Annotated in this window: 23 protein-coding genes; 14 read left to right on the plus strand and 9 right to left on the minus strand. The window is 40.3% G+C overall.

Going from position 1 to position 26,580, the window contains the following annotated elements; translation table 11 throughout:
- Nucleotides 1-104: 104 nt before the first annotated feature.
- Nucleotides 105-257: a helix-turn-helix domain-containing transcriptional regulator gene (locus KQP93_RS04935; protein ID WP_440590107.1), complete on the minus strand. Its 153-nt coding sequence runs from the start codon at nucleotides 255-257 to the stop codon at nucleotides 105-107.
- A 435-nt stretch (nucleotides 258-692) separates the two neighbouring features.
- Here KQP93_RS04935 and KQP93_RS04940 point away from each other — a divergent pair, with 435 nt between their 5' ends.
- The 6 genes from KQP93_RS04940 (at nucleotide 693) to KQP93_RS04965 (ending at nucleotide 7,050) form a co-directional block, all read left to right on the plus strand.
- Nucleotides 693-1,697 carry a hypothetical protein gene (locus tag KQP93_RS04940; protein WP_217876119.1) on the plus strand — a complete coding sequence of 335 codons (1,005 nt, stop codon included), beginning with the start codon at nucleotides 693-695 and terminating at the stop codon, nucleotides 1,695-1,697.
- A gap of 245 nt (nucleotides 1,698-1,942) precedes the next feature.
- Nucleotides 1,943-2,809 carry a hypothetical protein gene (locus tag KQP93_RS04945; RefSeq protein WP_217876121.1) on the plus strand — a complete coding sequence of 289 codons (867 nt, stop codon included), beginning with the start codon at nucleotides 1,943-1,945 and terminating at the stop codon, nucleotides 2,807-2,809.
- A gap of 9 nt (nucleotides 2,810-2,818) precedes the next feature.
- The gene (locus KQP93_RS04950; RefSeq protein ID WP_217876122.1) at nucleotides 2,819-3,901 is read left to right on the plus strand and encodes a DUF4785 domain-containing protein; all 1,083 of its coding nucleotides are present in this window, start codon (nucleotides 2,819-2,821) and stop codon (nucleotides 3,899-3,901) included.
- Nucleotides 3,902-4,505: 604 nt separating this feature from the next.
- The gene (locus tag KQP93_RS04955; protein ID WP_217876124.1) at nucleotides 4,506-5,228 is read left to right on the plus strand and encodes a hypothetical protein; all 723 of its coding nucleotides are present in this window, start codon (nucleotides 4,506-4,508) and stop codon (nucleotides 5,226-5,228) included.
- Nucleotides 5,229-5,603: 375 nt separating this feature from the next.
- Entirely contained in the window at nucleotides 5,604-6,140 is a 537-nt protein-coding gene (locus KQP93_RS04960; RefSeq protein ID WP_217876125.1) for a hypothetical protein, read from the plus strand.
- A gap of 316 nt (nucleotides 6,141-6,456) precedes the next feature.
- Nucleotides 6,457-7,050, plus strand: a complete 594-nt coding sequence (locus tag KQP93_RS04965; RefSeq protein ID WP_217876127.1) for an ACP phosphodiesterase — start codon at nucleotides 6,457-6,459, stop codon at nucleotides 7,048-7,050.
- 420 nt (nucleotides 7,051-7,470) lie between these two features.
- Here the strand turns inward: KQP93_RS04965 and KQP93_RS04970 are convergent, their stop codons facing one another.
- Complete coding sequence (locus KQP93_RS04970; protein ID WP_217876129.1) at nucleotides 7,471-7,959, minus strand: hypothetical protein; 489 nt, start codon at nucleotides 7,957-7,959, stop codon at nucleotides 7,471-7,473.
- Entirely contained in the window at nucleotides 7,949-8,137 is a 189-nt protein-coding gene (locus tag KQP93_RS04975; RefSeq protein ID WP_217876131.1) for a hypothetical protein, read from the minus strand. The genes KQP93_RS04970 and KQP93_RS04975 overlap by 11 nt, the downstream gene beginning before the upstream one ends.
- Nucleotides 8,138-8,327: 190 nt before the next feature.
- Between KQP93_RS04975 and KQP93_RS04980 the strand changes: the two genes are divergently transcribed.
- Nucleotides 8,328-8,738, plus strand: a complete 411-nt coding sequence (locus KQP93_RS04980; protein WP_217876132.1) for a hypothetical protein — start codon at nucleotides 8,328-8,330, stop codon at nucleotides 8,736-8,738.
- Between the two features lie 589 nt (nucleotides 8,739-9,327).
- A complete protein-coding gene (locus KQP93_RS04985) occupies nucleotides 9,328-10,866 on the plus strand; it encodes a glutamate synthase-related protein (RefSeq protein ID WP_217876133.1) in 1,539 nt (512 codons plus the stop codon).
- A gap of 313 nt (nucleotides 10,867-11,179) precedes the next feature.
- Here the strand turns inward: KQP93_RS04985 and KQP93_RS04990 are convergent, their stop codons facing one another.
- On the minus strand, nucleotides 11,180-11,488 hold the full coding sequence (locus KQP93_RS04990) for a hypothetical protein (RefSeq protein ID WP_058585610.1): 309 nt from the start codon (nucleotides 11,486-11,488) through the stop codon (nucleotides 11,180-11,182).
- 127 nt (nucleotides 11,489-11,615) lie between these two features.
- The gene (locus KQP93_RS04995) at nucleotides 11,616-12,515 is read right to left on the minus strand and encodes a LysR family transcriptional regulator (protein ID WP_217876134.1); all 900 of its coding nucleotides are present in this window, start codon (nucleotides 12,513-12,515) and stop codon (nucleotides 11,616-11,618) included.
- 106 nt (nucleotides 12,516-12,621) lie between these two features.
- Between KQP93_RS04995 and KQP93_RS05000 the strand changes: the two genes are divergently transcribed.
- From KQP93_RS05000 to KQP93_RS05010, 3 genes are all read left to right on the plus strand, one after another.
- Entirely contained in the window at nucleotides 12,622-13,455 is an 834-nt protein-coding gene (locus KQP93_RS05000) for a type 1 glutamine amidotransferase domain-containing protein (protein ID WP_217876135.1), read from the plus strand.
- Between the two features lie 43 nt (nucleotides 13,456-13,498).
- A complete protein-coding gene (locus KQP93_RS05005) occupies nucleotides 13,499-14,653 on the plus strand; it encodes an iron-containing alcohol dehydrogenase (protein ID WP_217876136.1) in 1,155 nt (384 codons plus the stop codon).
- A 118-nt stretch (nucleotides 14,654-14,771) separates the two neighbouring features.
- Nucleotides 14,772-15,605: a hypothetical protein gene (locus KQP93_RS05010; RefSeq protein ID WP_217876137.1), complete on the plus strand. Its 834-nt coding sequence runs from the start codon at nucleotides 14,772-14,774 to the stop codon at nucleotides 15,603-15,605.
- 16 nt (nucleotides 15,606-15,621) lie between these two features.
- Here KQP93_RS05010 and KQP93_RS05015 read toward each other — a convergent pair whose 3' ends face one another.
- Nucleotides 15,622-16,095 (minus strand): YqhA family protein, encoded by a 474-nt coding sequence (locus KQP93_RS05015; RefSeq protein WP_217876139.1) that lies wholly within the window; start codon nucleotides 16,093-16,095, stop codon nucleotides 15,622-15,624.
- A 130-nt stretch (nucleotides 16,096-16,225) separates the two neighbouring features.
- Here KQP93_RS05015 and KQP93_RS05020 point away from each other — a divergent pair, with 130 nt between their 5' ends.
- Nucleotides 16,226-17,011: a hypothetical protein gene (locus tag KQP93_RS05020; protein ID WP_217876140.1), complete on the plus strand. Its 786-nt coding sequence runs from the start codon at nucleotides 16,226-16,228 to the stop codon at nucleotides 17,009-17,011.
- Between the two features lie 69 nt (nucleotides 17,012-17,080).
- Here the strand turns inward: KQP93_RS05020 and KQP93_RS05025 are convergent, their stop codons facing one another.
- Both KQP93_RS05025 and zigA read right to left on the minus strand, forming a co-directional pair.
- Nucleotides 17,081-17,749, minus strand: a complete 669-nt coding sequence (locus KQP93_RS05025; RefSeq protein WP_217876142.1) for a DUF1826 domain-containing protein — start codon at nucleotides 17,747-17,749, stop codon at nucleotides 17,081-17,083.
- On the minus strand, nucleotides 17,749-18,945 hold the full coding sequence (zigA, locus tag KQP93_RS05030) for a zinc metallochaperone GTPase ZigA (protein WP_217876143.1): 1,197 nt from the start codon (nucleotides 18,943-18,945) through the stop codon (nucleotides 17,749-17,751). The genes KQP93_RS05025 and zigA overlap by 1 nt, the downstream gene beginning before the upstream one ends.
- Nucleotides 18,946-19,117: 172 nt before the next feature.
- Between zigA and KQP93_RS05035 the strand changes: the two genes are divergently transcribed.
- On the plus strand, nucleotides 19,118-20,104 hold the full coding sequence (locus KQP93_RS05035; protein WP_217876145.1) for a Kelch repeat-containing protein: 987 nt from the start codon (nucleotides 19,118-19,120) through the stop codon (nucleotides 20,102-20,104).
- A gap of 155 nt (nucleotides 20,105-20,259) precedes the next feature.
- Nucleotides 20,260-23,331 (plus strand): Ig-like domain-containing protein, encoded by a 3,072-nt coding sequence (locus tag KQP93_RS05040; RefSeq protein ID WP_217876147.1) that lies wholly within the window; start codon nucleotides 20,260-20,262, stop codon nucleotides 23,329-23,331.
- A 143-nt stretch (nucleotides 23,332-23,474) separates the two neighbouring features.
- Here KQP93_RS05040 and KQP93_RS05045 read toward each other — a convergent pair whose 3' ends face one another.
- Nucleotides 23,475-26,273, minus strand: a complete 2,799-nt coding sequence (locus KQP93_RS05045) for a TonB-dependent receptor (protein ID WP_217876148.1) — start codon at nucleotides 26,271-26,273, stop codon at nucleotides 23,475-23,477.
- Nucleotides 26,274-26,580: the final 307 nt, after the last annotated feature.

The raw sequence follows: 26,580 nt of genomic DNA on the forward strand, positions 1-26,580 counted from the left end.
CGCACTGGCGACGGCAGCCAAAGAGGGGCTGCCGTTGACCCCTCTCTGGACTTTCCTTGCGCTATCCGAGAAATCTGACTCCACTCTGTTTAGTGCACCCTTAATCAAATTGATTTCATTGTAAGTGGTAGATTTAAAGCTTTCATTAGCTTAAAAATAGTTTCCCAGCGGGGTTTTATTTTACCATTTATTTTATAAATACTTTCACGGTTCAAGCCTGTTGATCTCGCAACATCGCTCACTCCGTGTTTTTTCACAAGAAAGCCAATTGCTTCGATAAACGTATTAGGATCATCATCAGCTAGTCAATCTCTTAGAAAGTCATTTATTTCTTCCTGTGTTTCCATATAGTCAAATGTAAGAACCAAGGGGGTCTGGTCTTTCTTTTTCCTTAACCCCTTTACCAACCCATAACCAACACTATGCTGTTAGCACCTAGCACCTAGCACCTAGCACCTAGCACCTAGCACCTAGCACCTAGCACCTAGCACCTAGCACCTAGCACCTAGCACCTAGCACTGTAGGCGTGAAATTTATTTCGCGTGAACCCATTAAAAAACAACTTCGAAAGTATTTATGTATTTATATGGGTACAAATATCAAATAACCTGTATTATGCATGCTTTGTTGTTGGGTGGTGAAACCTCTTAATTAACCACCTGATTATGTTGTTGAAATTTTAAGGTGAAAGAATGCTAAAAAGGAACTTTGCGCGCATTAACATGGCTTTGGCCTGTTTGCTTGTGTTAAATCTTGGGGTTGCTGGAGCTTCGGCTAATGACGATACACCAATTGAGAGCGTGGTTGCAGATGCTAACTTCTTAGCGTGTTTACAAGAAAGTGGCTATAAAACAGTGGGTGAGGTGACAAAAATACATTGCAGAGATCGCGGTATTACTTCAGCCAAAGGGCTTGAGCATTTTAGTAACTTAACAAAACTCGTCCTCAGTAATGAAGGGGATAGCTTCATAGTTGGTGAGATTGGTGGCATTACAAGTAGGCCTGCCGATAAGAAAGTGCCAAACCAACTGACCGAAATCGACATAAGCCACAATAGCCAGCTTTTCCTTGTTAATTTAAGCCAAAATAGCCTTACGAGTATTGATGTAAATAACAACGAAGAGTTAGAGACTTTAATGCTGAGTGGTAATAAGCTTTCAAAGCTTGATGTAAGCACTAACAGTAAACTTAGATGGCTTGATCTTAAAGATAATAAGCTGACAGGCGAATTGACGCTTGTTAATTCTGAACTGTATCAACTTAATCTGTCGGGCAATAAGCTCACAAAAGTAAATATACCAAGTGGTATTCGTAACCTTGAGCTTGCAAATAATCAGTTAAAAAACCTAGATTTAAGCAAGTTCAAGATGCTCAGCGAACTAAACCTAGATGCCAACCAGCTTAGCTCTTTAGACATCAGCCATAATAAAAAGTTAACTGCACTTTACGCCAGTAATAACCACTTAAGCACTATCGATTTAACAGCAAACCCCATGCTTCAAATACTCTTTTTGTCGAATAACAAATTAAAAAACATTGATTTACGTGAACATGCAAATTTAGTAGATATCAGCCTTTTTAATAACCCACTAAAAAAAGTAGATGTAAGCAAAAGCTATAATTTAGAGCTGTTAGAACTCGACAGCCGTGTTGAGTGCATAGGCATTGGTTGTGCAACAAGGTTTGAAGGGTATTAATAACAGCGTGTTGGGCAGAGCACTGCGAAGCTCGATAAGTTAGCGAGGGGAAAGGGTAAAGGGGAAAGTTTACTCGCACCTCGCCCCTCTTTTTCTCCTAAAATCTAATAATTTGTACTTAAAAAATGCACAAAAGTTAAATTAATGTAAATTTAATCTTGCTTTCGTACCTGTTTGGTCTATGTTTTTGGTCGGAGGTCACTCCTCCAACCTGATAGATAAAATTACAATCAACAGGAACATACATGAAAATAAAAACACTCTCACTAGTGCCAGCTTTAATGTTGGCAGCGGGTATTAGCCACAGTGCTTTTGCTGCGCAAGGAGTCGCATTTGTGCACGGTACAGGCCAGCAAAGCGATGCGTATAATGACTATTGGACAGGCAGTTTTGTCGATACGGTTCGTCAAGGTTTACCAAACAGTAGTAATTACACGGTCATTAATTGTGACTTTGATCAGTACATGTGGGCAGATGCAGCATCTGGCTGTTTAGCAGGGCAGCTCACTACATTTATCAATAATAAAAACATCACTGATTTAACTCTGATCACCCATTCTAATGGCGGTAATGTGGTGCGTTGGATTTTATCTAACCCAACATGGGATAGCCGTTATCCAAATATTATTAGCAAAGTCACGCGTACTATTGCTCTGGCTCCTTCAAGTGGTGGCACGCCTTTGGCAGATGCGGTTATAGCAGGTAACTCGTTCGAGCAAAGCTTGGGTTGGCTTTTAGGTTACGGCAGCGATGCAGTAAAACAACAACAAGTATCTTGGATGGAATCGTATAACGCACAGTGGTTGTATGGCACACCGAACCGCCCAGGTTTACCGTCTCGATTTGAAACCGTGGTGGGCAGTGATGTTGAATCAGCGATATGGGATAGCGACAGCTATTGTGGCGGTTATCAAAATCAAGTGGGCCTTGAAGTAACGCAAAACTGGTTAGATAGCTGCTCAGATGGCTTTTTAAATTGCAGTTCTCAGTCGTTAGCTGGGGTGGTGTGGTTTACTGATAAATCACGAACCCAAGGTGGTGAGCCTTTGAGCCATCAGCAAAGTCGACGTAACTGTTTTGGCTTGCCAAACATGCTTAAAAACCGAATTTAGGAGCCCGCTATGATTAATAAGTTAACCACAATTGCAGCTGCAATTGTGCTTGTAAGCACAGCCGCAAATGCTAATGAGCAAACGGTTTATCAATTTCCTCAAGTTCAAACAGCGTCAAGCGCTCAACTACAAACACTTGAAAAAGACAGTGTTGAATATTGGCAGAAAGTTTCTGGTAAAGAGCTTAAGCGCGGTGTGCCTGTCTTTGTAAACCAAGCTGATAACTTTATTCGCATTGCACCAAAAGCACGCTTTGATAGTGGTGAAGTATTTAAGCCTCATGGCTTACAGCTTGATAAGCTGTCGGTGCGAGATGACAACTTTAGGCAAATGCCAATGCAAGCCATGGTTGCACGTGAGCAAATGGAAAATGCAGGATTTAGCGATGGCAGTGTTGGGCTAAAGCTAGGTCAGGTAAATGGCAAAGCAATGTTAAGAACAAGCCAAGCGCTTAACGATAATGACACCTACTTGCTGCACGTGATTGAAAAAGGATCGAGCAATGCTTTACATGCTAAATCGCAGTTTAAAGTGAAAGATCAGCAACAACGTGTTGCTATGCAGCTTAGTATGGGTAAAAAGCGCTTTAAAGATAGTGATGTGAAGTTAACGCTTTCAAGTCCTGATGGCGAAAAGTTAGATGTACGTTACGAAAATGGTGAAGCCGTATTCAATTACCCGCTTGAAACCTTAGGTGCCGCAAATGGTTACTATGAGCTTGAGGCCAGTGTAGACACCAAAGTGAATGGCCAGACGGTAAAACGCTCTATAAAAATGCCATTTGTACATAGCTCACAAACCATCAGTATGGATAAAGCCAAGGTAACTGCGCTTGGCAATAACAAATACCAAGCCAAGGTGCCAGTGCAAGTGACTCACTCTGGCCGCTATGCTATTCGTGCAACCTTAACTGGCAAAGGTGATAAAGGTGAGCGCATCAAACTGGCAACGGTTGAAGTAGCAAAACAGATTGATAGTTACGGCAGTTTCACCATGCCTTTTGCTGTCACTCAAGTAGCCAAAGCCCCGTTCGAGCTGGTGGATATTGAGCTTACCGACCAAACGCGAATGTTAAAGTTTGCGGGAGAGTAAAGGGTAGCTCTAATTGTATGTTGGGTGGAGCTGAGCGAAGCCCAACAAGTTAGTGAGTTGCTAGGGGAGTAGCTATCAGCTTTCAGCCGTCAGCTATCAGACGAAAAAGTTGGCGAGATACGAGAGTAGGCGTTTTAACGCAGAACCCTGTGGTTCAATTTGTTTTTGCACAAAGAGAATAAAATGAGAAGTGAATGAGAAACCTAATAAAACCATCAAATTTGTTTTTAATATTACCTCTTAAGCGCGGCGCCTCTTAGCCTCTTTGTGAATAATATTTTTAAACCCTACTTTTCTCTGTGTAGCGCGCAGCGCCTCGATGAGCTCTGTGGTTCAATTTGTTTTTTGCACAAAGAGAATAGAATGAGAAGTGAATGAGTAACCCAACAAAACTACCAATTTTTTATAATTCCTCTTAAGCGCAGCGTCTCTTATTCTCTTTGTGAATATTATTTTTAAATGCTGCTTTTCTCTGTGTAGCGCGAAGCGCCTCGGTGCAGTTAGTTTAGTACTTGAACGTAAAGGAAATATATCCTTAAGTAGGAATGTTGGCTTAATGGGAAAGTAATGGCAAAATTGTGTTTTAAAAATGGAAACGTAAATAATGGATTATAATCAGCCACTTTCGAAGCACTCCCTAGATTTAAACCTGAGCGACCGAGTTTGGTTTAGATATTCAACTTTCTATAACAAGACAGTTTTACAAGCAGACTCTAATACAAAACTAACGTCGCTACCGGGCCTAGCTGTGCTGTCGGGCGGAGCTGAATTTTTATTTTTCTTTATGACTATCGCTATTGCTGTAATGAGCCTAGTGCTTCAAGAAACGATGCAGTCGATACCTGCTTTTGTAACTTGTGTGAGTTGTTATCTTTGTGTATTTGTTATCAAGCGAATTGCGATTTATAACAAATTTGGATTTGGTCGTAAGTGGGTTATGAGTATATCTAAAGACTCACTCGAAATAGATAGGCAAGCAATAATGGGTAAAGCTTCAAAAGTTTTGCAAATCACTAAGGGCGATATCCAAGAAATCATTTTTAATTATACTTTTTACGGTAGAAGTGGTCACATTGTGAACGAAAAAACGGCCAATTTACACGCTTGTGAAATTCATCAAAAAAGTGGCGAGGTTGTAACAATAGATAGTATGCGTGTAGGTCTTTTTGATGTGCTGTATCTTTTTAAATTCCACGAATACCCGCTACTATTCAGAGGTACAACTTCAGGCGGTGCAGGTAATATAGTTATTTTGATTATGCGGTTAATTTCTCTTTCCGCGATCATTTCGGCTCTTGTAATGTTGGCATTTAATTTAAAGTCATAAAGGTGAGTTATTTGTATGGCTATTAGCTGGTAGGTTGGTGAGAGCGGATTTAAACTCAACGTTTGGAGCCATCAGCTTTCAGCCGTCAGCTATCAGACGAAAAAGTTAGCGAGATACGAGGTGTAGGAGGCGTTAGAAGATATTAGATATCAGTCGTTAGAAGTCAGATTAAAACAAAAGAGCTTTAAGCTGTAAGTTTTTAGTTTATTGTGTCTGCACATCGCTATGACTAAATACGTTACTGTAGGCGTGAAATTTATTTCGCGCGAAATCTTAAACAGAGTTCACGGCAAGTCATTAAAATCATAGTTAAAAGATAATATCTGATGATTATTGTCTTGACCCTAACTTAATTGGCGATAAATATGTTAATGCTTGATTGAACTTGAACAAGCGAAAAACACATACCAATTACAAATCATCTCGCATCAAATAGATGCCTTTAATATGAACGTTTTAAAAGAATTAGAAGTAATTAAGAAAGACAAAAATAAAGAATACTTGATAAAAAGATACTTATTAGAAAGCTGTGTAAAATTATCCCGTTTTAGGTCTGGGGAAAGCTTTAGTCGAAACATGAAAGTAGCCCGGAGCTTTTTAAAAGGTGTGGCAACTAAAAAGCAAATACATCAAGCTGAATGGGAAATTGAAGGAAATGCATTTTCCACCGAGTATTATTCTGAAGCTGGGACAAGTGTTTATTTCAGAGTTAATGAGGATGTACGCAAAGACTTAATTCATGTCCGAATCTCGACGGGGCTTAAAAACAAAGAATCGAAAGATTATTTGAAGGAAATGGCTTACTTCATTGACCATGCCTTTTGTTTTATTCAATATCCCGGTAATTGGCTATTTGATGAGGGGGCAGAAAAATTTTTATGCCCCAGATTGTTCAAGCGTTATTTTGGATAATTAGAAAAATGGGTCAGGCGTTTTTTTGCTTAATCCCTTCTACTTACCCAAAACCAACACTATGCTGCTAGCACCTAGCACCTAGCACCTAGCACTGTAGGCGTGAAATTTATTTCGCGCGATGATCTATTTAAAACGTGCCATGCAAGCATAACGCTTACCAGGCATTTGATTACGCGATATAAAATAGCGGCTACAATCTTGCTAACTCGCTAACTCGCTAACTCGCTAACTCGCTAACTTGCACCTTGTGCCCCTAGACCCTTTCACCTGTATTCTTTTACAATGCATAAAATGACTTTATTTAGAGAATGCGTTGAACTACTTGGCTCACCTTTATTTAGCACAACCGACGGCTGATTCACATTTTGGTAATTTGCTGGGGGATTTTGGTGGGCGTCGGTATTCTGCGCAGTTACCTGATGCGGTTAAAAATGGCCTTGAAAATCATTATTTAGTTGATAGGTTTACCGACTCACATCCCTTTGTAAAAGAGGCTAAGCAGTACTTTTCGCCAGCACGTAAACGCTTTGCAAGTGTAGCGATTGATGTGGCGTTTGATCACTTTCTTATTCAGCATTGGCAGCGCTTTAATGATCAACCATTAGCTGAATTCAAACAGCACAGCTATGGTCTTTTAAATGCTCGCCGAGCCATGATGCCTTCGCGTATGCAGCAAGTTGTGATTAGTATGACCAGCAATGATTGGTTTAAAGAATATGAAACCCTCGATGGGGTCGGCCTTACCCTTGATAACATCGCTAAGCGTATTCGCTTTACTAATAATTTTGCAGGAGCCGCTGACGATATAGCCCGCCACTACCAACAATTAGACGCGGTGTTTTTAGCGTTTTTCCCCGAGTTGGTTGAGCATGTGAAGCAAATGGGAGTGGAAAAGCAAAAGCTTTAAGCCATCAGCAAGGTTGGGTAGAACGGATTGAAACCAAACAAGTTAGCGAGTTACAAGGGGAAAGTTTGCGAGATACGTGTTTAGGCGTTTTAACGCTGAACAGGTAGCAGCGGGTTTACCCGCATAATTTACTGTTTTTCTCTGCGGTTCAATTTATTCTTTCACAAAGAGAAGCGAATGAGAAGAAAGTGAGGGAACCATAGAAGTCAGTTTAATCTCTTCCTCTAAAGCGCAGCGCTTATTAGCCTCTTTGTGAATAATATTTTTAAACTCTGTTTTTCTCTGTGTAGCGCGAAGCGCCTCGGTGCACTCTGTGGTTCAATTTGTTTTTGCACAAACAGCTCAGTGAAAAAGGGAGATAATTCCTCCCTAAGACTCAAGTGTTTATTAATGGAAAAGTGTTCGCCGTCACAGTTTTTCTTACAATTGATCTTTAATATAATGTAATTGCTTTTTGTGTCTTCTCTTATGCCTTTTAATAACTAGGGAGCTAGTTTTAAGTAGCTTACTAAAGAATAACAGTGCTAGTAATAAGTTAAACAAAATAAAAAAGCTTGATAACTTTAAACCATTAATAGGTTGGGCATAAAGGTCAGTGAATAAAATTATAGAAAAAGTAAAAAGTGATATTAAAATCGCTGTAATAACCAGCCCTTTAAAAATTTTTATGACCCAGGTTTTTCCAAAAGATAAAAGTACACCCAGTGTTATACATGTACAAATTCCAGAAAAGAAAATTATTACTCTAGGGGTCAAATCTTTAAAGGATTCATAAGGCCAAAGAACCATTAATACTAAGAACGCAGCAGATGAGTAGCTAAAAATACTAGCAACTATAGATATAGCGCAAGTTAAGATGTATTTTAACTTTGGGACGGAGTCACTTAAGGGTAGATCTTCAGCCTTCACTTTCTAAGCTCTCATATACACCAATTGCAATTCCTTTTATTTCACCGTTATATGCACTACCAGTAAAAGAAAGTGCTGCTGCGACAGAATCACGTAAACGCGTTCTTAGTTCATTGTTAATTTGTATATTATTAAACCTTTTCGGAACAATATTACTTCTCATCATTTTTTTAAGCATTTTATTAGATATCCCTGGTACCTTAAGCCTTATTATTTCTTTAGTAATCCGGCTTCTTTCTTGTCAGCTTTTACTTGATAATAGTTGTCTAAAGCTCACACCGCTAGAGTTTGCTTTCTTGAGAGTTCTTACTGCGATAGCACTAGCAGCTGTAGCACCAGCTAAAGAGATATAGTCTAGTGCCTTGATTGTGTTTACATACCAGTCCTCAGAATCTAGCCAATCATTAAATTCTGGAGAATACTTTTCAGCACTACTTCTCATTATTCCGTTTGCACATTGGAGTGTTGTTGCAGATGCAGCGCTAAAGGATAAAACAGAGACTACTGCACTGCTTCCAAAAGATATTGGTGTAGCTAAACCAGAAGCGACAAAAGCAACCCAAGAAATTATTGCACCAGTACACGCAAAAACGGTCCCTGCAACTTCGGATACGAATCTACTTTCTCTAGGGTTTACCGAGCTATGTCTAAGTTCGTTTGTAAAATCGCTTTTGTTTATATGCTTTGGTGGCTCTCTTAGAATTATATTTACTGGATTTAGACGGCATATAGATTTGAACTCCCTAAGAGTAACTACTGTAAAACTCTCATCTATATAAATAACACCAGCGCCAGAAAGCTGGATATCCTTGTCTATTTCTTCAAATAACTTTTTTGATCAAGAAAAAATTTAATTTGGTTTTAAGTTGTTTTTACTTAAAATTATCCCTGTTTAAAATATTCACCTGTTATTCCTTTAAAAGGTTTAATATAGGTGGTCATGGTCTTATTAAATAAAACTTTTGTCAATAATGAAGGGACAGAATTGTTTTTCACTTAATAAATATTTAAAGATACATTTTTTGATTGAAACAGATTGTTCATCACTTATTTATGCAGAAGCTCGTATTTTTATTTTCTCTGTGTAGCGCGCAGCGCCTCTTTGTCTCTTTGTGATAATTACCCCGCAGCGGCTTACAAACCGATTTACCGCTTACCTTAAAATACGAAATGGCTGATATCTTGGCTGCTTGTTGCGGTTATATAGTCGATTAGTGATAGCTAAGTAAACTTCTAGGCGCTTAAGAGCTCGTTTTTTAACTGAGCTGAACTACCCTTTGTAAAGCAAGTAAGCCTTGAATAAATACTTACCTCAATCGCAGTACCTTGAACTTAGCAATGTAATGTAGCAACCGTGAGGGAACAATAATGAGCAAACCCATAATTGCAGCCGTTTCGCCAAAAAAAGTCACCTTAGAGCAGGGGCAAGAATATTATTTTTGTGCCTGTGGGCGTTCTAAAAATCAGCCATTTTGTGATGGCTCACATGCCGGAACCGATTTCAAACCCAAAGCATTTACAGCAGAAGAGTCGGGCGATGCCTATTTATGCCAATGTAAGCACACTGCCAATGCGCCGTTTTGTGATGGCAGTCACAAACAATTTGATAAAAGCCAAGTTGGTCAAGAAGGGCCAGGCGTGCAAATTCAAGCCTCTGATTTGCCAGTTGCTACAGCAACCAAAGAGGAACCCACCGTTGAGCTTATTCATCAATTAGCTCGAGAAGGGTTATCAAAGCTTGGCCATCATGGTCCTATGGTGTCGATGGGCGTGCCACGATATCAATTACCAAAATGGGATGACTTACAGCTGATGGTGGCGCAAATGGCGACACAACCTTTAATGGAAGATGAAGCTGTTAATACCGAACTTGTGATTGGCCCGCGAGCGAAAAAACCATTAAAGCTGGCTATTCCATTGTTTGTTTCTGATATGAGTTTTGGAGCTTTATCTGAAGAAGCTAAAGTGTCCTTAGCGAAAGGAGCTGAACTTGCTGGTACAGGTATTTGCTCAGGTGAAGGCGGTATGCTCCCTGAAGAGCAGCAAGCCAATTCACGTTATTTTTATGAGCTAGCAAGCGCAGGCTTTGGTTATAGCGAAGATAAATTAAAAAACGTGCAGGCCTTTCACTTTAAAGGTGGACAAGGCGCAAAAACAGGCACAGGGGGTCATTTGCCGGGTAACAAAAATGTAGGAAAAATCTCTGAGGTTAGAGGTATTGAAGCAGGTACTTCGGCGATTTCACCGCCAACATTTAAAGACTTACACAGTGCCGCCGATTTCAAAAAGTTTGCTGACAGAGTGCGCGAGGTAACGGGCGGTATTCCAATCGGGTTTAAACTGAGTGCAAATCACATTGAGGAAGATATTCAATTTGCGCTCGATGCGAGTGCCGATTATATCATTCTAGATGGTCGTGGTGGCGGTACAGGCGCAGCCCCTGAGATTTTTAGAGACCATATTAGCGTACCGACTATTCCTGCACTTGCCAGAGCAAGAAAGTACTTAGATGAACAAGGTGCAAGTGATGTTACTTTGATCATCACTGGCGGTTTACGCTTGCCAATTGATTTTGTAAAAGCGCTTGCGCTTGGTGCTGATGGTGTGGCGATTTCGAATAGTGCAATGCAAGCAATCGGCTGTGTTGCTGCGCGCATGTGTAATACCAATAACTGCCCTGCAGGGATTGCCACACAAAAGCAAGACTTACGTCAGCGCTTAAATATTGAAAAGTCAGCAAATCAATTAAAGAACTTTTTTGAAGCGTCAACTGAGTTAATGTCGGTTATGGCAAGGGCATGTGGTCATGACTCTTTAGCTAAGTTCAATGCTAATGATCTAGCAACATGGCACAAAGATATGGCGTTGTTATCTGGCGTTAAGTACGCTGGTGTTGGAATAAGTTAGCAAGTTACAAGGGTAAAGGAGAAAGATACGAGGTGTAGGAGGGGGCGCCAAACTGATAGTTGCGGGGCTTACTCCGCGTAATTTACTGTTTATCTCTGTGTAACGCGAAGCGTCTCGGTGATCTCTGTGGTTCAATTTGTTTTTGCACAAAGAGAATAAAATGAGAAGTGAATGAGTAACCCAACAAAACTATAAAATTTGTTTTTAATAATACCTCTTAAGCGTAGCGTCTCTTATTCTCTTTGTGAGTATTAAGAGAACTACGCGATATAAAATCGCGGCTACACTCTTGCTAACTCGCAACTTACCTCATTTAATCGTCAGGGCCTTTTAGGGTAAACACTAAATGCCTGCGCATGTCTTTTAAAATCACACCTTTTTTCAGCATTGCGCCACTTAGGCGCTTCTGCCATTTTAATAGCTCTGGGGTTGCAGCATCGAGTGATTGTTGGTTTTCAAATTGAAAACACAAAAGCAATGAGCCTGGGAATAAGTGGTATTCCACATCAAACCAGCATTGCAACATGCCTTCAAGTTCAGCGCGGCCTTGCTCTTCAAGGGCGTCGGCAACATTTAATACAAGGGCTTGCTGTTTTAATTGTACTTTAGAAAGCTTTTTCATTTAAAAACCAAAATCGAGACGAAAAACTGATTATACCTAAGCTTTACGCTTGGCGGAATGCATTACGCCAGTCTCGCGGTGATAAACCAAACTGAGAGCGAAAATGATGACGCAAAGCAAGCCTTGCTTAGTTTGCAAAGTAGTTAATATTTGCAAAGGCCGAAATAACATCTTTGGCAAATGCAATACGGGGGTGCTTTAGTGCCCCTTTGTTCCAAACTAAGTAAATTATGTTTTCTGGGCCTTCGGGCCCTAATTGCACAAGCTCTCCGGCTTTTATCTGATCGCGACAAAGGTAATCGGGTAGTACAGAATAGCCAATGCCTGAGCGAATAATATTGCTAATAGCACGTATATCTGGGCAAATAGCAATGACGTTTGAGTGGCATTTTGCGTTGAATACAGCTTCAAAGTATTGTCTTATCAAAGGCAGCTCTTCATCATAAGCAACGACATTGTAGCTTGAGAGTAAATCGGCGGTAATAGTGCTGTCTTTGATTTCTCTTCCATGTAGACGGTTCATCACCAAAATGAGCTTTTCTTTGTCGAGCACTAGGCTATCGAATAGTGCTGGATCAGGCGCTGATGCGGCAATAGCAATATCTGCAGTACCTGATTGCAAGGCATCAAAAATACTCACCTTATTACCAATATGCAGAACAAGGTTCACATTGCCAGATTGCAGTAAGTTGGCAATTTGTGGCCCCGATACACTACTAATATATTCGGCAGGTCCTGCGATATTTATAGTGCCATGAGCGGCATCAGAACGTGCCCGTATCGACATGATCTTTTGCTCTAATATATCGATATGACCAGAAACCTGAAGCGCTAGATCATGTGCTGCGGCAGTGGGGGTAACCCCGCGGGCTTTGCGCTCAAATAAAGATTTACCAACTACAACTTCCATTGCTTGAATGTGTGAGGTCACCGAAGGCTGAGATAAGCCTAAATTAGCCGCTGCCTTCGTAATATTTTTACAACGATAAACTTCAACAAAGGTTTTTAATTGCGTGAGATAAGACATGTAACTGTACGAGCCATAAATATTCTGATTGCTCCTCTTAATTTATCCGAATTCTACTCGCCTCGCAAACCAACTATGATGGCTACACTTTCTAAGAGGACGAGTTATGAAAAAGATATTACAGCGACTAACGCTTGTTGCTGCATCAACTATGTCGATGTTTGCAGTGGCGGGTGAAGGCGAAGTATTGGTTATTTTATCAAGTGAAACAACCATGAACTTAGCTGACGGCCAGAGCATTGAAACAGGCTACTACTTAAATGAATTTGGTGTGCCTGCGAAAGCATTAGTCGATGCGGGTTATGAGCTTGTACTTGCAACACCCAAAGGTAATGCGCCTCAAGTAGATAAAAAATCAGTGAGTACCGACTACTTTGATGGTGATGAAGCTAAAATGCAGAGCATTCAGCGTTTTGTAGCATCGCTACCAGATATCAAAGATACCGCAAGTTTAAGCGAAATTTTAGCGGGTGACTTAAGCCAATATGAGGCTGTATTTATCCCAGGCGGGCATGCGCCTTTAATTGATTTAGCAAACAGCCCAGAAGTGGGTGAGATTTTGCGTCATTTTAATAAGCAAGGTAAACCAACAGCGGCAATTTGCCATGGCCCAATTACGTTGTTGTCTGCACAAGTTCAGCCAAATTCTTATTATCAAGCGATAAAAGATGGCGAAAAAGCATCAGCCAATAACTGGATTTATGACGGCTATAAAATGACTATTTTTTCAGACCCTGAAGAGCGTGTTTTTGAAAGCAGTTTAGAAGGTAAAAAGCTTAAGTTCTATCCTGCTATGGCAATGGAAAACGCCGGTGGAAATATGGCATTCGCTAGTGAGTGGCAGCCAAACGTGGTTGTTGACCGCGAACTCATTACGGGGCAAAACCCGTTTTCAGATAAATTATTAGCAGAAAAGCTTTTAGAAATGTTAGCTAAGTAAATTAGCTAATTAGCAATTTAAACCTAATTTAAGGGGCATTTAAATGTTGAACTTTATTTATAAAAATCAAACCGAAATTTTGTTTGGTAAAGGTCAAATGAGTGAGATCACGTCACGTTTACCAGAAAACGCTAAAGTACTATTACTTTTTGGTGGTGGCTCAATAAAGAAAAATGGCGTATACGACCAAGCAATGAGTGCATTAGCCGATGTTGACGTTATTGAGTTTGGTGGTGTTGAACCTAACCCAACTTACGAAACACTAATGCAAGCAGTAGCAACTGCTAAAGAGCAGAATGTTAACTTTATTCTAGCTGTTGGCGGTGGCAGTGTTATTGATGGCGCTAAGTTTGTTGCAGCAGCTTATAACTTTGCAGGTGAGCCGTGGGATATCCTTGTTAAAGGTGCTGAGTTTAGCAACCCGCTTCCTATCGGTGCGGTATTAACTTTACCTGCAACTGGCTCTGAGAGTAACGGTAACTCAGTGGTTACTAAAAAAGAGACTGCGCAAAAACGTGCTTTTTCATCACCGAGTGTGCAACCTGTTTTTGCAGTACTTGATCCTGAATATACTTTTTCGTTACCAGAACGCCAAGTAAGCAATGGTGTTGTAGATGCGTTTGTACACGTTATTGAGCAGTACTTAACTTACCCAGTAAACGCGCCATTACAAGACCGCTTTGCAGAAGGTATTTTACAAACCTTGATCAGCGAAGGACCTAAAGCCTTAAGCGAACCGCAAAACTATGATGTTAGAGCCAATGTTATGTGGGCGGCTACAATGGCACTTAATGGTTTGATTGGTCAGGGTGTACCGCAAGATTGGTCTACACATATGATTGGTCATGAATTAACAGCCCTTTATAACCTTGATCACGCACAAACGCTGGCGATTGTTTTACCTGCGCTAATGCATGTTCAAAAAGAGCAAAAGTCTATTAAAATACAGCAACTTGGTGAGCGAGTGTTTGGTTTTAATTATAACGATGAAGCTGAGCAAATCGATAAAACGATTAAAGCAGTGCAAGACTTCTTCGAAGCAATGGCTGTGAAAACGCGCCTTGCTGATTATGACCTTGATGAAGAAGCAATAGACGCGGTTGTTAAAAACTTAGAAAAGAATGAGATAACTACGCTAGGCGAACATGGTGATATTGACTTAGCAAAGGTTAAGCAAATATTAGCGCTTGCACTTTAGGGCTTAAATTTAAAGGCGTAACATGAAGTGTTACGCCTTTTTAAACAATTGAATACGTTTAATTCTATTGCATAAGCTAGTAAAATCTAGGCAATAAATTATCGATAAAAATCACATCATGAAACTTACCCACCTATTTTCAAGCGCTTGCTTGGCTTTATCTTGCTTTGTTTATGCAGAACCTGCAAAGTTTTATGCTAATGAAGCATTGCAAAAACAAGCTCCAACAGCATATGCGCTCAGTGAATCTAATATTCCTTGGTTAGAGCAAGCACATAAGCAAAGACAACTTGATGCAGAAAAACTGGTCAACGCCTTAAAGCAAAATAAAGCGCTTTATAATAAGTTAATGAGCTGGGAAGCGCTATCGTTTGAACAGCGAATGGCTTTACTACCAGAGGTGTTTGCAATTGAAATTCAAAGCTTTGCTATTACAGCACCAACCTTGGTGATAAATAACACCTTATATCCGCAAAGAGCCGTTAATTTTGTGTTTGATGTACGTTACCCAGGTGCAGGATTAGTTTACTTAAACCCAGATAAGCTCAAAGAGATGGAAGTTTATGCGCCATTAGCGTTTTTATTACACGAAACCCGCCATGCATACCAATTTCAGCTAGCTTTTAATGAGCAAAACTTATTAGCAAAGGGTTACTTAAGTGCGTTTAATACGCAAAGTAACTTATCAGGCGCAACATTTAGTGATTTTTTAACACTACTCAATGAGTACGAGGCGTTTCAATTTGGTAATCAGGTACTTGAACTGCTCACTGATGGTAAGTTTGAATCAGCAATGATGGGCACGTTTGCCAGCCAATTTAATGAACATAACCACTTAAAGATTGATTTGCTTGAACTGGCTAAAGATACTCAAAAGGGCACTTTACTTGAATTATTTAATGCCGCGATGAAAGAGCAATATCAGCTACGTTACCCTGAAAAAGAAAACTAACGTTGGTGAGTGTTCACTATTTCATTGAGCGCCATGCAAAGGTCGAAGCGGCAACCACAATCGCAATAGAAATACCAAGGTAGAGGGTTTCTATTGTGCCGCCAAACTCAACGGCGTGTTCTAAAAACAGAATCACTAAAATGACGGATGTTACCTGCACTAAGGTAATTTTTAAGTCATGAAAATCTTCGATATGAAAAGCGGCTAAAAACTGGCTACTCTTATTGGTCGCAGGCGAAATGAATAGCCGGTACAGACTGATGGTAATAACTTGAAGAGTAATACCGATGAGTAATAGGTCGAGAATTTTTAAAAGCTCGACAATTAACTCTTTCCCCCCTTTTGCTGAGTCAGGTAGCGCGGTGATGGTGACTTTAACAACATTGAAAACGATATTCACACAAGCAATGTAAACAAGTAATGATGAAATTGCTGTAGTGATAATCGCGATGATGACTAAAAACCGGCTATTTTGAAAAAGGCGCTCCATATCAACTCACACAAATTAATTTCTTTGTTATACGAAGCTTAGCTGGTTTTTGATTAAATACAGCATGCATCATTAGCGAAGATGAACCTAACTTACTAGTTCTTTTAGTATTTACTCGTAAGGTCGGATTGTGTATAAGTTTAAGGAACAACAAGGGTTACTTCTAACAAGCATTAGTACAAAAGGGATTTTTATGGGGTCGATGGCTAAGCACTCACTAGAACTGGATTTAAATGATAAAAAATGGTTTCGATATGCTGCCTTTAAAGGAAAATCGTCACTAACTGAAGAGTCAATAACAGAATTAGAATCTCTCCCAGGCTTAGCGACGTTATCTGGGTGGGCCGAAGTGTTTTTTGCGCTTATGGTATGCGCAATTTCGCTATCTAGTTTTTATTTAGTAGATGCTTTTAACCCATGGTTGGCTTTTTTAGTTTGTCTTACAAGTTTTTTGGTCGTGTTTATTACCAAACGCATCATGACTTACAAGAAGTATGGCTTTGGTTCTAGATGGGCAATGAGCATAAGCAAGGATGAGCTCAAAATTGATAAATTGACTTTTAAAGGGCACCAAAATCACACTCTCACCATTGCTAAAAACCAAATCGCAGAGGTCTTGTTTCACTACACGATGGATCTAAAACGCAAACGAAAGTTTGGCGAACCACGAATTAGATTACCCACTTTGCATGTGTGTGAAATTCACTTAAAAAATGGTGGTACCCATGAAATTGACGGGATGCGGGTAGGGCTTTTTAACGTGTTATATTTAATGGTTTTTCATGGCTACCCATTAAGCTTTAAAGGCACTTTTGCTGGTGGCGAAAGGAATGCCTTAATTTTGTTACTAAGGATGTTTGCTCTATCTGCAATTGCAAGTGCGCTTAGTATGCTTTTCGTTAATTTAAAGCCATGAGCAGTTGTTGTGTGTTCTTGAATGAAATAGCGCCTATTAGAATTAATAGACGCAGTAGGTACGCTCGTATTAAGCAATAAAGTCGAGGGTTACAAGTAGTCGTTTTTCGCCAGCAGCAAGTGCAGGTGAGCGATGCACAAGGCCTTTGCCTTCGTTATCTTGCCAAGTTTCGCCTTTTAATAGGGCTACATCACCCACATTTAGAGAGTGAATTTTAGTATTTGCTGTCATTAAGCCTGATTCTTCATCGCTTAATCCTTGATGCCCTGCGCCAAGCTTGGTGCGATCAAGTCCTGCATTTTGCAACCACTGTGAGCCACTACCACAATATGTGCTGACTAACCGACAAGGAACTCTGTCAACATGAAAACGTGGGCACATGGCACGTTCAAGTACTCTTAGGCGTAATCCGGTGCGCTTTAACTCAAATAAATAACAAAACATATCAACAAGCTGAGCGAGGTCGGCTTTAAGCTCTTCTGCTTGAGGTAGTTTTTTAAGGGCCTTATTTATGTCAGCCACAATGGTATTTTGATTGATCACTGCGTTAATACTGAGTTCTGGGTTGGCTGTAATACTCTCAGCTACTTCTGATTGCAGCTGCTCTGATAAGCTGCGTTGCCAAATTGCAATATTATGCTCAGGTTTATAAATTTGTGAAAACACCACAGGGCTTAGCGCTGTTGCTGCCGCTGATGGTAGGTTATCTGTGTCATGTTCTAATGCGTAGGCTGTCATTATGCTTCCTCCCAAACAGGAAATGGATCGGGCAGGGTTTGCCAAAGCGCTTTGCCTGCTAATAGTTCATCGTCGCAAAGTAAGCAGTTATCGAGAGCTTGAGTGGTCGCTGCTTGATTGAGGTTTTGACCAATAAAAACCAGCTCTTGGCGCATATCACCAAAGGGTTCTTGCCATACTTGGTTAATTGAATCTAAGTAGTCGCTATCTGTTGGCCACTGATCTTTTGGTAAGGCTTTCCAAAATACCCCGCCAAAACCATAGCGGGCTATGCCGCCAGCTTGATTCCATTGGCAAGCAAATTGGGGTCGAGAGGCTAACCAGAAGTAGCCTTTAGAGCGAAGTAGTTTGCCTTCGCGTTGATTATTATGAATAAAGTTATAAAATTTTTCAGGGTGAAAAGGGCGGCGGGCCTCGTAAGTAAAGCTGCTAATACCGTATTCTTCGGTTTCTGGGGTATGCTCGCCGCGCAGCTCTTTTAGCCAGCCAGGTGCTTGCTGAGCTTTTTCAAAGTTAAACAGGCCCGTGCCGAGAATTTTATTGATATCAACTTGGCCATTTTCAATGGCAATAAGCTCTGCAGAAGTATTTAATGAGCTTAAAATGGCTTTTAAACTCTCAAGTTCATCGGCACTAATTAAGTCTGTTTTACTAATTAAAATAACATCAGCAAACTCAACTTGATCAATAAGTAAGTCGGCTACGCTTCGCTCATCTTCATCACCTAAATGCTCGTTGGTTTCTTGTAAAAACTTGGCTTCGTTAAAGTCGTTTAAAAAGTTAACGGCATCAACGACCGTGACCATGGTATCAAGCCTTGCAACATCAGAAAGTGACACGCCATCTTCATTGGCAAAGGTAAATGTTTCGGCAACAGGAAGGGGCTCTGAAATACCGGTTGACTCAATAACCAAATAATCAAATTGGCCCGTTTGCGCTAAAGCGCGTACTTCAATGAGTAAGTCTTCACGCAGCGTGCAGCAGATACAACCATTGCTCATTTCTACTAGTTTATCTTCGCCGCGGCTCAGCGAAACATCGTTTTTAACTGTTGCAGCATCGATGTTTATTTCGCTCATATCATTGACGATTACAGCCACTTTTTTTTCTTCACGGTTATTTAAAATATGGCTGAGCACAGTGGTTTTACCTGCACCTAAAAAGCCAGAGAGCACGGTGACGGGAAGTTTGCTCATAGTAGTGACCCTTAATTAGATTAAACAAAATACGCTAAATGTTTTGTTATAATATATCAAATTGCTGGCGTTTAGGAATAGTAATCGTTGTTCGAGTAATACTATTTGACAGTGTACTAACCGGTACAACTGGCTTAACCTTTAGCTAATTGACTGCTTATTAAGGATTTATATGCGTTTAGCCAAACTGTTGTCAGCATTTTCTATTACTTGTTTACCTTATACGTTATCGGCAAAAGAGCTTTTAGCACCAAAGCTCCCTGAGGCTATACAAGAAATTTACCCTACAGTAATGAATCAACAGATTTGGGTTGCGGGTGGTATCTCTACCGAGCTGCCAGCATCAACGGGTAAGATGACAGAAAAAGTTCATTTTTGGTCACCTAAGTATGCTAGTTGGCAATCAGCACCTAGTTTGCCTGAAGGGCGTCATCACACGTATTTAATCGCAGTAGACAGCAGATTATTTGCCTTTGGTGGTTTTGTTAATAGCCAAGGCCAATGGACCAATAGCCGTGATGTGCTAATGCTAGATAAAGGTGCTAAAGCATGGCAAAAGGTGGCGAGTTTGCCTTTTGCATTAAGCGAAACTGTGGGCGCAGTGCTTAATGGTAAAGTGCACTTAGCAGGTGGACGTAGCCCAAGCAGTGAGAAAAATGGCCAATGGCAGCATAGTTTAGATGTGAGTGCGCATTTAATTTTTGATCCTAAAAGCTTCACCTTCAAAGAAGCTGCACCCTTACCTTCGGCTAGAAATAGTGCGGCAAGTGCACAAGTATACGGCCGTTGGTTTGTGTTAGGTGGAAGAACCGTTGGCGGCGAGCCTATCACTGACATGCTCGAATACTTACCTGAAACAGACACTTGGCAAGCACATGCAGCACTCCCTAAAGCACGAGCAGGGCATGCGGCGGCAGTTATTGATAATGCTATTACTGTGTTTGGCGGTGAGAATAGCAAAGGAGTTGACCGTGAAGTTTTTAGCTATGATTTGTCTAAGCAGCAATGGCGCAAAACTTTCGAATGGCAAACACCTCGCCACGGTTTAGGAGCTGTTACGTTAAACGGCCAAATTTGGCTAGTGGGTGGTGCCACAAAGGTAGGACTTTCTGAAACGAGCCGTGAAGTTAATTCATTAAGCATATTTGTTGAACAATAGCTTGCTTCTAATTAGATACTTTTAGTTAAGAGTTCATAATCTACTCCTTGAATAAATGTCTCTAATAGAGGAAAATCGTTTGCTTAATCTCATAATAAGAAAACAGTTTTTTGTTGTGAGTAAAATAAAAATTATAAGTTGTTTAGGATAGGGAAATGACCAAGCTACCATACCTTGCGTTGCTATTTTGCTCGCAATCACTTTTAGCCACAGAAAATACTGCACATTATAACCTATATGGTGATGCGACACTTTTAAATTCGCAACAGATTAATTACGAAAAAACTTATTTTACTAGCCGCGATAAAAACAATTCGCAAGCAGATTTAGACAGAGCTTCTGGGATTAACTTACCCAATACCACTGTAGATGAAAGCTTAGATTTAACATCTGTATTTCGTCGTTACTCTTTGGGTAATTCAACAGGTCTAAATGGTCTTTATTCTGTAGACTTGCTCGGGAACGGTAATAAGCAAATTATTTCGGTGCAACAAAACGATTTTAATATTATTGAGTATAAAGATAATCAATATTCAGTCGTTGAAGGTTTCGATTCTCAGGATTACATCACAGATAGTACATTGGTAAAAAGCACTGCCGATGATACTTATTATTTAATACTTATGACGAGCAATCAGATAGTAAAAGTTAATTTACTAACAATGAAAGTCGAAAGTACTAAGGAAGTAATTTCTAGCCAATCAGTTATGGCAAGAGATATTAATAACGATGGTCAGGACGAGCTCATTGCTATTGCCAATAGCCAGGTTTTAATACTAGACCAGTCAGACCTTTCTATTATTTCCCAACTTGAGTATTACGGTAACAAATTTGTTGTTGGTTCGTTTACCGAACAAAATGTTCACGAATTAATGCTTGAAGATGGCAAGTTGTATCGTATCTCTGAAAATACAATAGATTATATAAAAACATTGAGTACGCAACTAACAGGTATCCATTTACAAAGTGTTGATACTAACCAAGATGGTTTAGATGAAGTAATCAATGGAAATGCTTGGTACTCGATAGAATTAATTAGCCCAAGCACAGACAGTGTCATGTGGACAGCAAATAGTGATTTAGACATTTCAAGAATTATAGTCGCAGATATTAATAATGATGGCGCCCAAGATCTCGTATATGGTGATGGTCAATGGGGGCAAATTCATGCTTTATCTTTAACTACTGGTCAGGAGTTTTGGCAGATCAATAACCCTGAACACAGTGTTTCAAGTATTTTGGTAGACGATTTTAATCTTGATGGCAAAGCAGATATCGCCTGGGGAGCAGGTTATACGTCTTCAGGGGATGATGGGTTTCATATTCATACTGTAGAAGATAAGTCTAATCAATGGTCGCAAACGATCTTTAGCTACTCGCAGTTTTTATTAGGTCTTGCAGATATTGACGGTAAAGGTGGAATTGATGTTGTTTTTTCTGAAAATGGCACAAACAAACTTCAAGTTGTTGATATCGAAACAAACGAGCAATTACTAACCAATGTCGATTTAACCGATGGCTGGAATGACTACCAGTATGTGATTGCTGCTGATTTATTCAATGATGATAAAAACTATTTAATCGTTGCAGGATCAAGGTCTTACGCAGGGAGCATACAAGTATTTTCCCCAGATAATGGAAACGTACTGTATACGATACCTTTTGAAAGTGGCGACCAAATTTCAACAATTGAAGCCTATGATATTAACCAAGATGGTTTCTTAGAGCTAATTGTTGGCAATGGCGCATCGCATACCGGAAGTGAAGGCTCATACATACGAGTTTTTAACGGACAAACCGGTGAACTAATTAAGCGTTCACCTCGTTTACATGACTTTTGGAGTGGGGTTTCTGACATAGTCGCAGGCATAGATACACAACAAAGCAGTAAAGAATTATTTGCTTTAACCGGTAACCAATTAGTCAAATATAATTACACTGATAATAGTGTAACTAATTACTCTTTAAACGACCGTTTTAAGTCGCTAGAGGGGGTTGTTATCAATGGTGAAAAAGCACTTTATGCTGCCAATCAATATGGCCTTTTATTCTCTTTGACAGAAACAGGTGAAATGTCAGAAGTTGCTAAATTATGTGACAATTCATTAAACAATATAGTATCTACACGTGCAGGCTTCATCTTATTTAGTTGTGAAGATAAGTTTGGAGAGTACGATTTAAATAATAATGAACTGCTTTATGAAGTAGCGCGTGCAAATCAACGTAGTTCTATAGTAAGTGCAACTTATAATGGTGTGGATTATTCATTGCTATCAGGAAAATCTATAGAGGTTTTCTCAAATGAAGCCCCAGCTCCTTTAGCTAAACCGCAAGATAGCGAGGTAACATCCCATGTGCTTTCGCCACTCGAAGTTAACCTTAATTTGAGTGATATTGACTTTGTGGTTTTTGAAAATAGTCCTACCCTTGGCCAGTTGACGTTTATTGACCGTCAAACAGGACAGTTCACATATACGCCTAACGGCACTGTAGGTGTTGATGAATTAGCGTTTTATACAGTAAAAGGTCGTTCACGTTCTGAGCTTGCAAAGTTTACAGCTACGTTAACTAATCAGGCTCCAGTCGTTGAGAACTCTTCGATCACAACGCACTGGAATACACCTTTGATACTTACTTTGCCTGCCTCAGATGCAGACGATGAGCCACTTATTTTTACTGTAAAAAATGTGCCTCAACATGGTCAAATTGAATTACTTGATCAAAATACGGGTGAAATAAAATACACGCCGAGTGGTGAATCTTTACAGCCTGTTTCAATTACTTTTACCGCGAAAGACTCGCTTGAAGAGACTGCGCTTGCCAATGTTGTAGTTGAATTAACAAATACAACACCGACGGCTATAGATTTAAGTTATGAAACTTATTACTCAACGGTAGTAAATGGTCGTTTTATTGGCAATGACGAAGATAGTGATAAGTTAGAGTTTGAACTAGTAACGAGCCCAAGTTCTGGTGAGCTTAGTTTTGATAAGGATACTGGATTATTTGTCTACGAACCGTCAGGTGAGTCTGCTTATTCTGTAAGTTTTACCTATCGAGTAAAAGATAGATTTGCTTCATCAGAAACAAAAACTGTATTTATAAACATCGTTGGTAAAGCAGATAATTCAGGTTCTAGCTCAGACTCAGGTTCTGGCGGTAGTCTCTACTACCTGATGTCTTTATTACTTGCTGTGGTTGCTTGTAGACGTAAATTTAAAGTATAGAAAGCTACTTTTTCATTAAGCACTTTCATTCTATAGATGCTGTACCAATGATGTTGGTGCAGCATTTTTTTGAGTGGTTTCATAAAAAAAGCCTCCGTTAGGAGGCTTTGGGTTAGGCTCATCACCTACAACAACATAATGGGTTAGAAGGTTCCGCGAATACCTACGAAGTATTGGCGACCTGTAAAGTTGGTTGTCGCAATGATTGATTCGTCGTTATTGAAGTAACGGTCGAAACGCTCATTGGTTAAGTTGGTCACATTAAAGGTCAATGAGTAGTTGTCATTGATTTTGTAAGACGTACTTAAATCAAGCTGTTGGTAGTCGTTTACATGACGAGGACCAGCGAAGAAACCGAACGAAGGTTCTAGTAAGTATTTCTCACGATAGTTGTAAGATAAACGTACTGACGCTGGGCCTTTTTCATAGTAACCAACTAGGTTATATACATTTTTAGACAAGCCAGTGTAGCTGAAGGTTTGACCTTCAAAGCCATCACCAAAATCAGTATCACTGTCTGTGTAAGTATAGTTTGCTAGCATACCTAAGCCATCGAATGGGGCAGGTAAGAAATCAAAAGCAGTTTGGAAGCTAAGCTCTGCACCATTGATTGTTGCTGATGCCGCATTACGTGGACGGTCTACCGATGCCCAATCAATTCCGGCAATTGTTTCTGGTGAGCTTGAGTTAAATACAAAGCCATCAATGTCTTTTTGGAAGAAAGCAACACTTGCTAAACCTGTATCGTTGAAATACCACTCAAGTGATAAGTCGAGTGAATCAGACTCAAATGGTTCAAGAGCCGGGTTACCCGCAGAGCCTGTTAGTGTGGTGGTGCTAAAAGTAAAGCGTGGCGATAACTGCGAAAGTGTAGGACGCGTTACTGTTTTGCTAGCTCCAAAGCGTAAGTACACTTCGTCAGTTAGCTCTGCATTTAAGCTTAAGCTTGGTAACACATTGGTGTAACTACTGCCTGTTGAGCTAGTTTCACCAACTACGTCGTAATCACCGGCACTGCGGATGATGATTTCAACTGGTAATGCACCTGTAGCTTCAACATCGGTTGTTACTGCACGCACACCCACATTACCTTTTACTGGAATGTCAGCTACATCAAAGGCCATGTTCGCTTTAACGTATGCTGCAGCAATATCTTCTTCAACTTTGAATGAGCTGATGCTATCAAATTGTTGCTCAACACCGTATTTATTGTGGAAATCAATTGGATCACCAATCACAAAGCTACGGATAACATTGGCGTTTGGTGCTTCACCTAAGAAATCATCAACAGGGAAATCAAGCAAGTTAATCGCTGATGTAGGTAGTACATCAGGTACTCCGTTCGAGCCTGTGAAGCTGTTACCTACATAGGCTTTGATTTCTTTTGAACGTTGTGTGTAACGTACACCTGTTTCTAGGCTTGTGAAGTACTCATTGTCTAAGAAGTACTTAACGTCAACAGAAAACGACAGAGATGTATCTTTTACGTCACGTGCATTTGAGTTACCAAACGCGACACGGTAGTTATCTGGGTCGTTTAAGTCAGTACCAGTAACATAAAGGTCAGGAATACCATTATCTGGATTACGTGCATCATACACTACGTCAGCAAATGCTTGTAATAGCACACTTTTAAGGTCGCGTGTTTGCTCGCCTTTAGAATAACCAATATCAAAATCAAGTTCCCAATCATCATTTGGCGCCCAATTTACATGAGTACCTAATGCAAGCGTATCTGATTCTAGTTTAGTAAGTTCAGATACACTACGGAACTGGGTTTGCGGTGCAACGGCATAAACAAGGTTATCGTTTTCTACCACAGCTTCTGTTACGAGGAATGGGAAAATACCGCCTACACCACGACCGTTTGGGTCATTTAGGTCGGCTGCAACCCACAAGCTAGGGTCTTGTGGGCCACGGAACTGGAATCGAGCAGGTAACTGTAGCGCTGTTTCATCTACATCGAATGTTGCATATAAACCATCAAATGTGATGTTTAACTCGTCGCTAGGTTGAAACTCGATTACTGCATTTAAGCCAGTACGAGTTCGCTCATCACCATAGTATTGAGTAAGCGGTTCGATAGGGTAAAGAGAGTTAGGATAGTCGATACTGCCATCATCTGTACCACCAGGAACGGTTGCAAGGTCAGGGCGAATTTCAACACCATCGCCAGTGCCTGGGCCAAAGTTTACATTACCCCAAGAGAAATATTCGTCTTCACGGGTTTGTCGCTCTGAGTAGGTTACGCCTAACAGTACACCGAGTTTTTCATCGTCTGATTTCCAGTTCACAATGCCAGAAATACGCGGGTCGGTAGAATCAGGCAGCTCACTGTATACACCCTCAGCTGACCAAGCACCAGAAAAGCCAACTTCATCTGCATCTAGCGGTTTACGGGTTTTAATGTCTGCATTGCCACCAATACCGCCTTCGAGTTGATCTGCTGATACTGTTTTATAAACATCTAGCTGACCAATTAGCTCTGAAGGCAGGACATCTAAAGAAAACTGACGGCCAATACTGCGACCTGATGCCAAAGAGCGGCCATTTAGGGTAACTTGGGTAAAATCAACAGGTAAGCCACGAATTTGTACATATTGACCACCAAGTCGACCATCGGTACTGCCATTAGTCCCCCCATTTGGACTACCGCGAGGGCGGTCAATTGAAATACCTGGAACACGTTGCAAAGACTGCGCGACGTTTTCATCAGGGAATTTACCCATATCTTCAGCTGCAATTGAGTCAAGAATTTTGTCGGAGCCACGCTTGGTTGCGATAGCTTCTTTCAAACTCAGTCTCACACCGCTGACAGCGATTACTTCAATATCATCTTGTGCAACATCCTTCGCTGTACTTTGTTCCTCTGCCATTGCTGTGCTACCCATCAGGGATAAAGCAACAGACAAGGCTATTTGGCTTTTGGTGAATTTCATCATATTGACCCCCATCGCTCTCGGCGAATTATTCTCGTGAATGTTCAAATGTCCATTCAGTGATATATAAAGACTAAAAATCCGTCAACGCGCTTTGCTGACTGCGTTAGCTAGGTTTCTTAGTTAAAATTTCGCCAAGAATGATGTTTTATAAATGAAATAAAATGGTTGAATTTATGTTGATAGTTATTTTGGGAAAATTCCTAAAATAGTATTAGCTAGTTGCGTATTCACCAAAAGAATTGCGCATACCAAAAGACCAGTATATTGCTTGAATATTTGCATGAGTGGAAAGTCATAAGAAAAGCAC

The sequence above is a fragment of the Pseudoalteromonas shioyasakiensis genome (assembly GCF_019134595.1).
Taxonomy (GTDB): domain Bacteria; phylum Pseudomonadota; class Gammaproteobacteria; order Enterobacterales; family Alteromonadaceae; genus Pseudoalteromonas; species Pseudoalteromonas shioyasakiensis_A.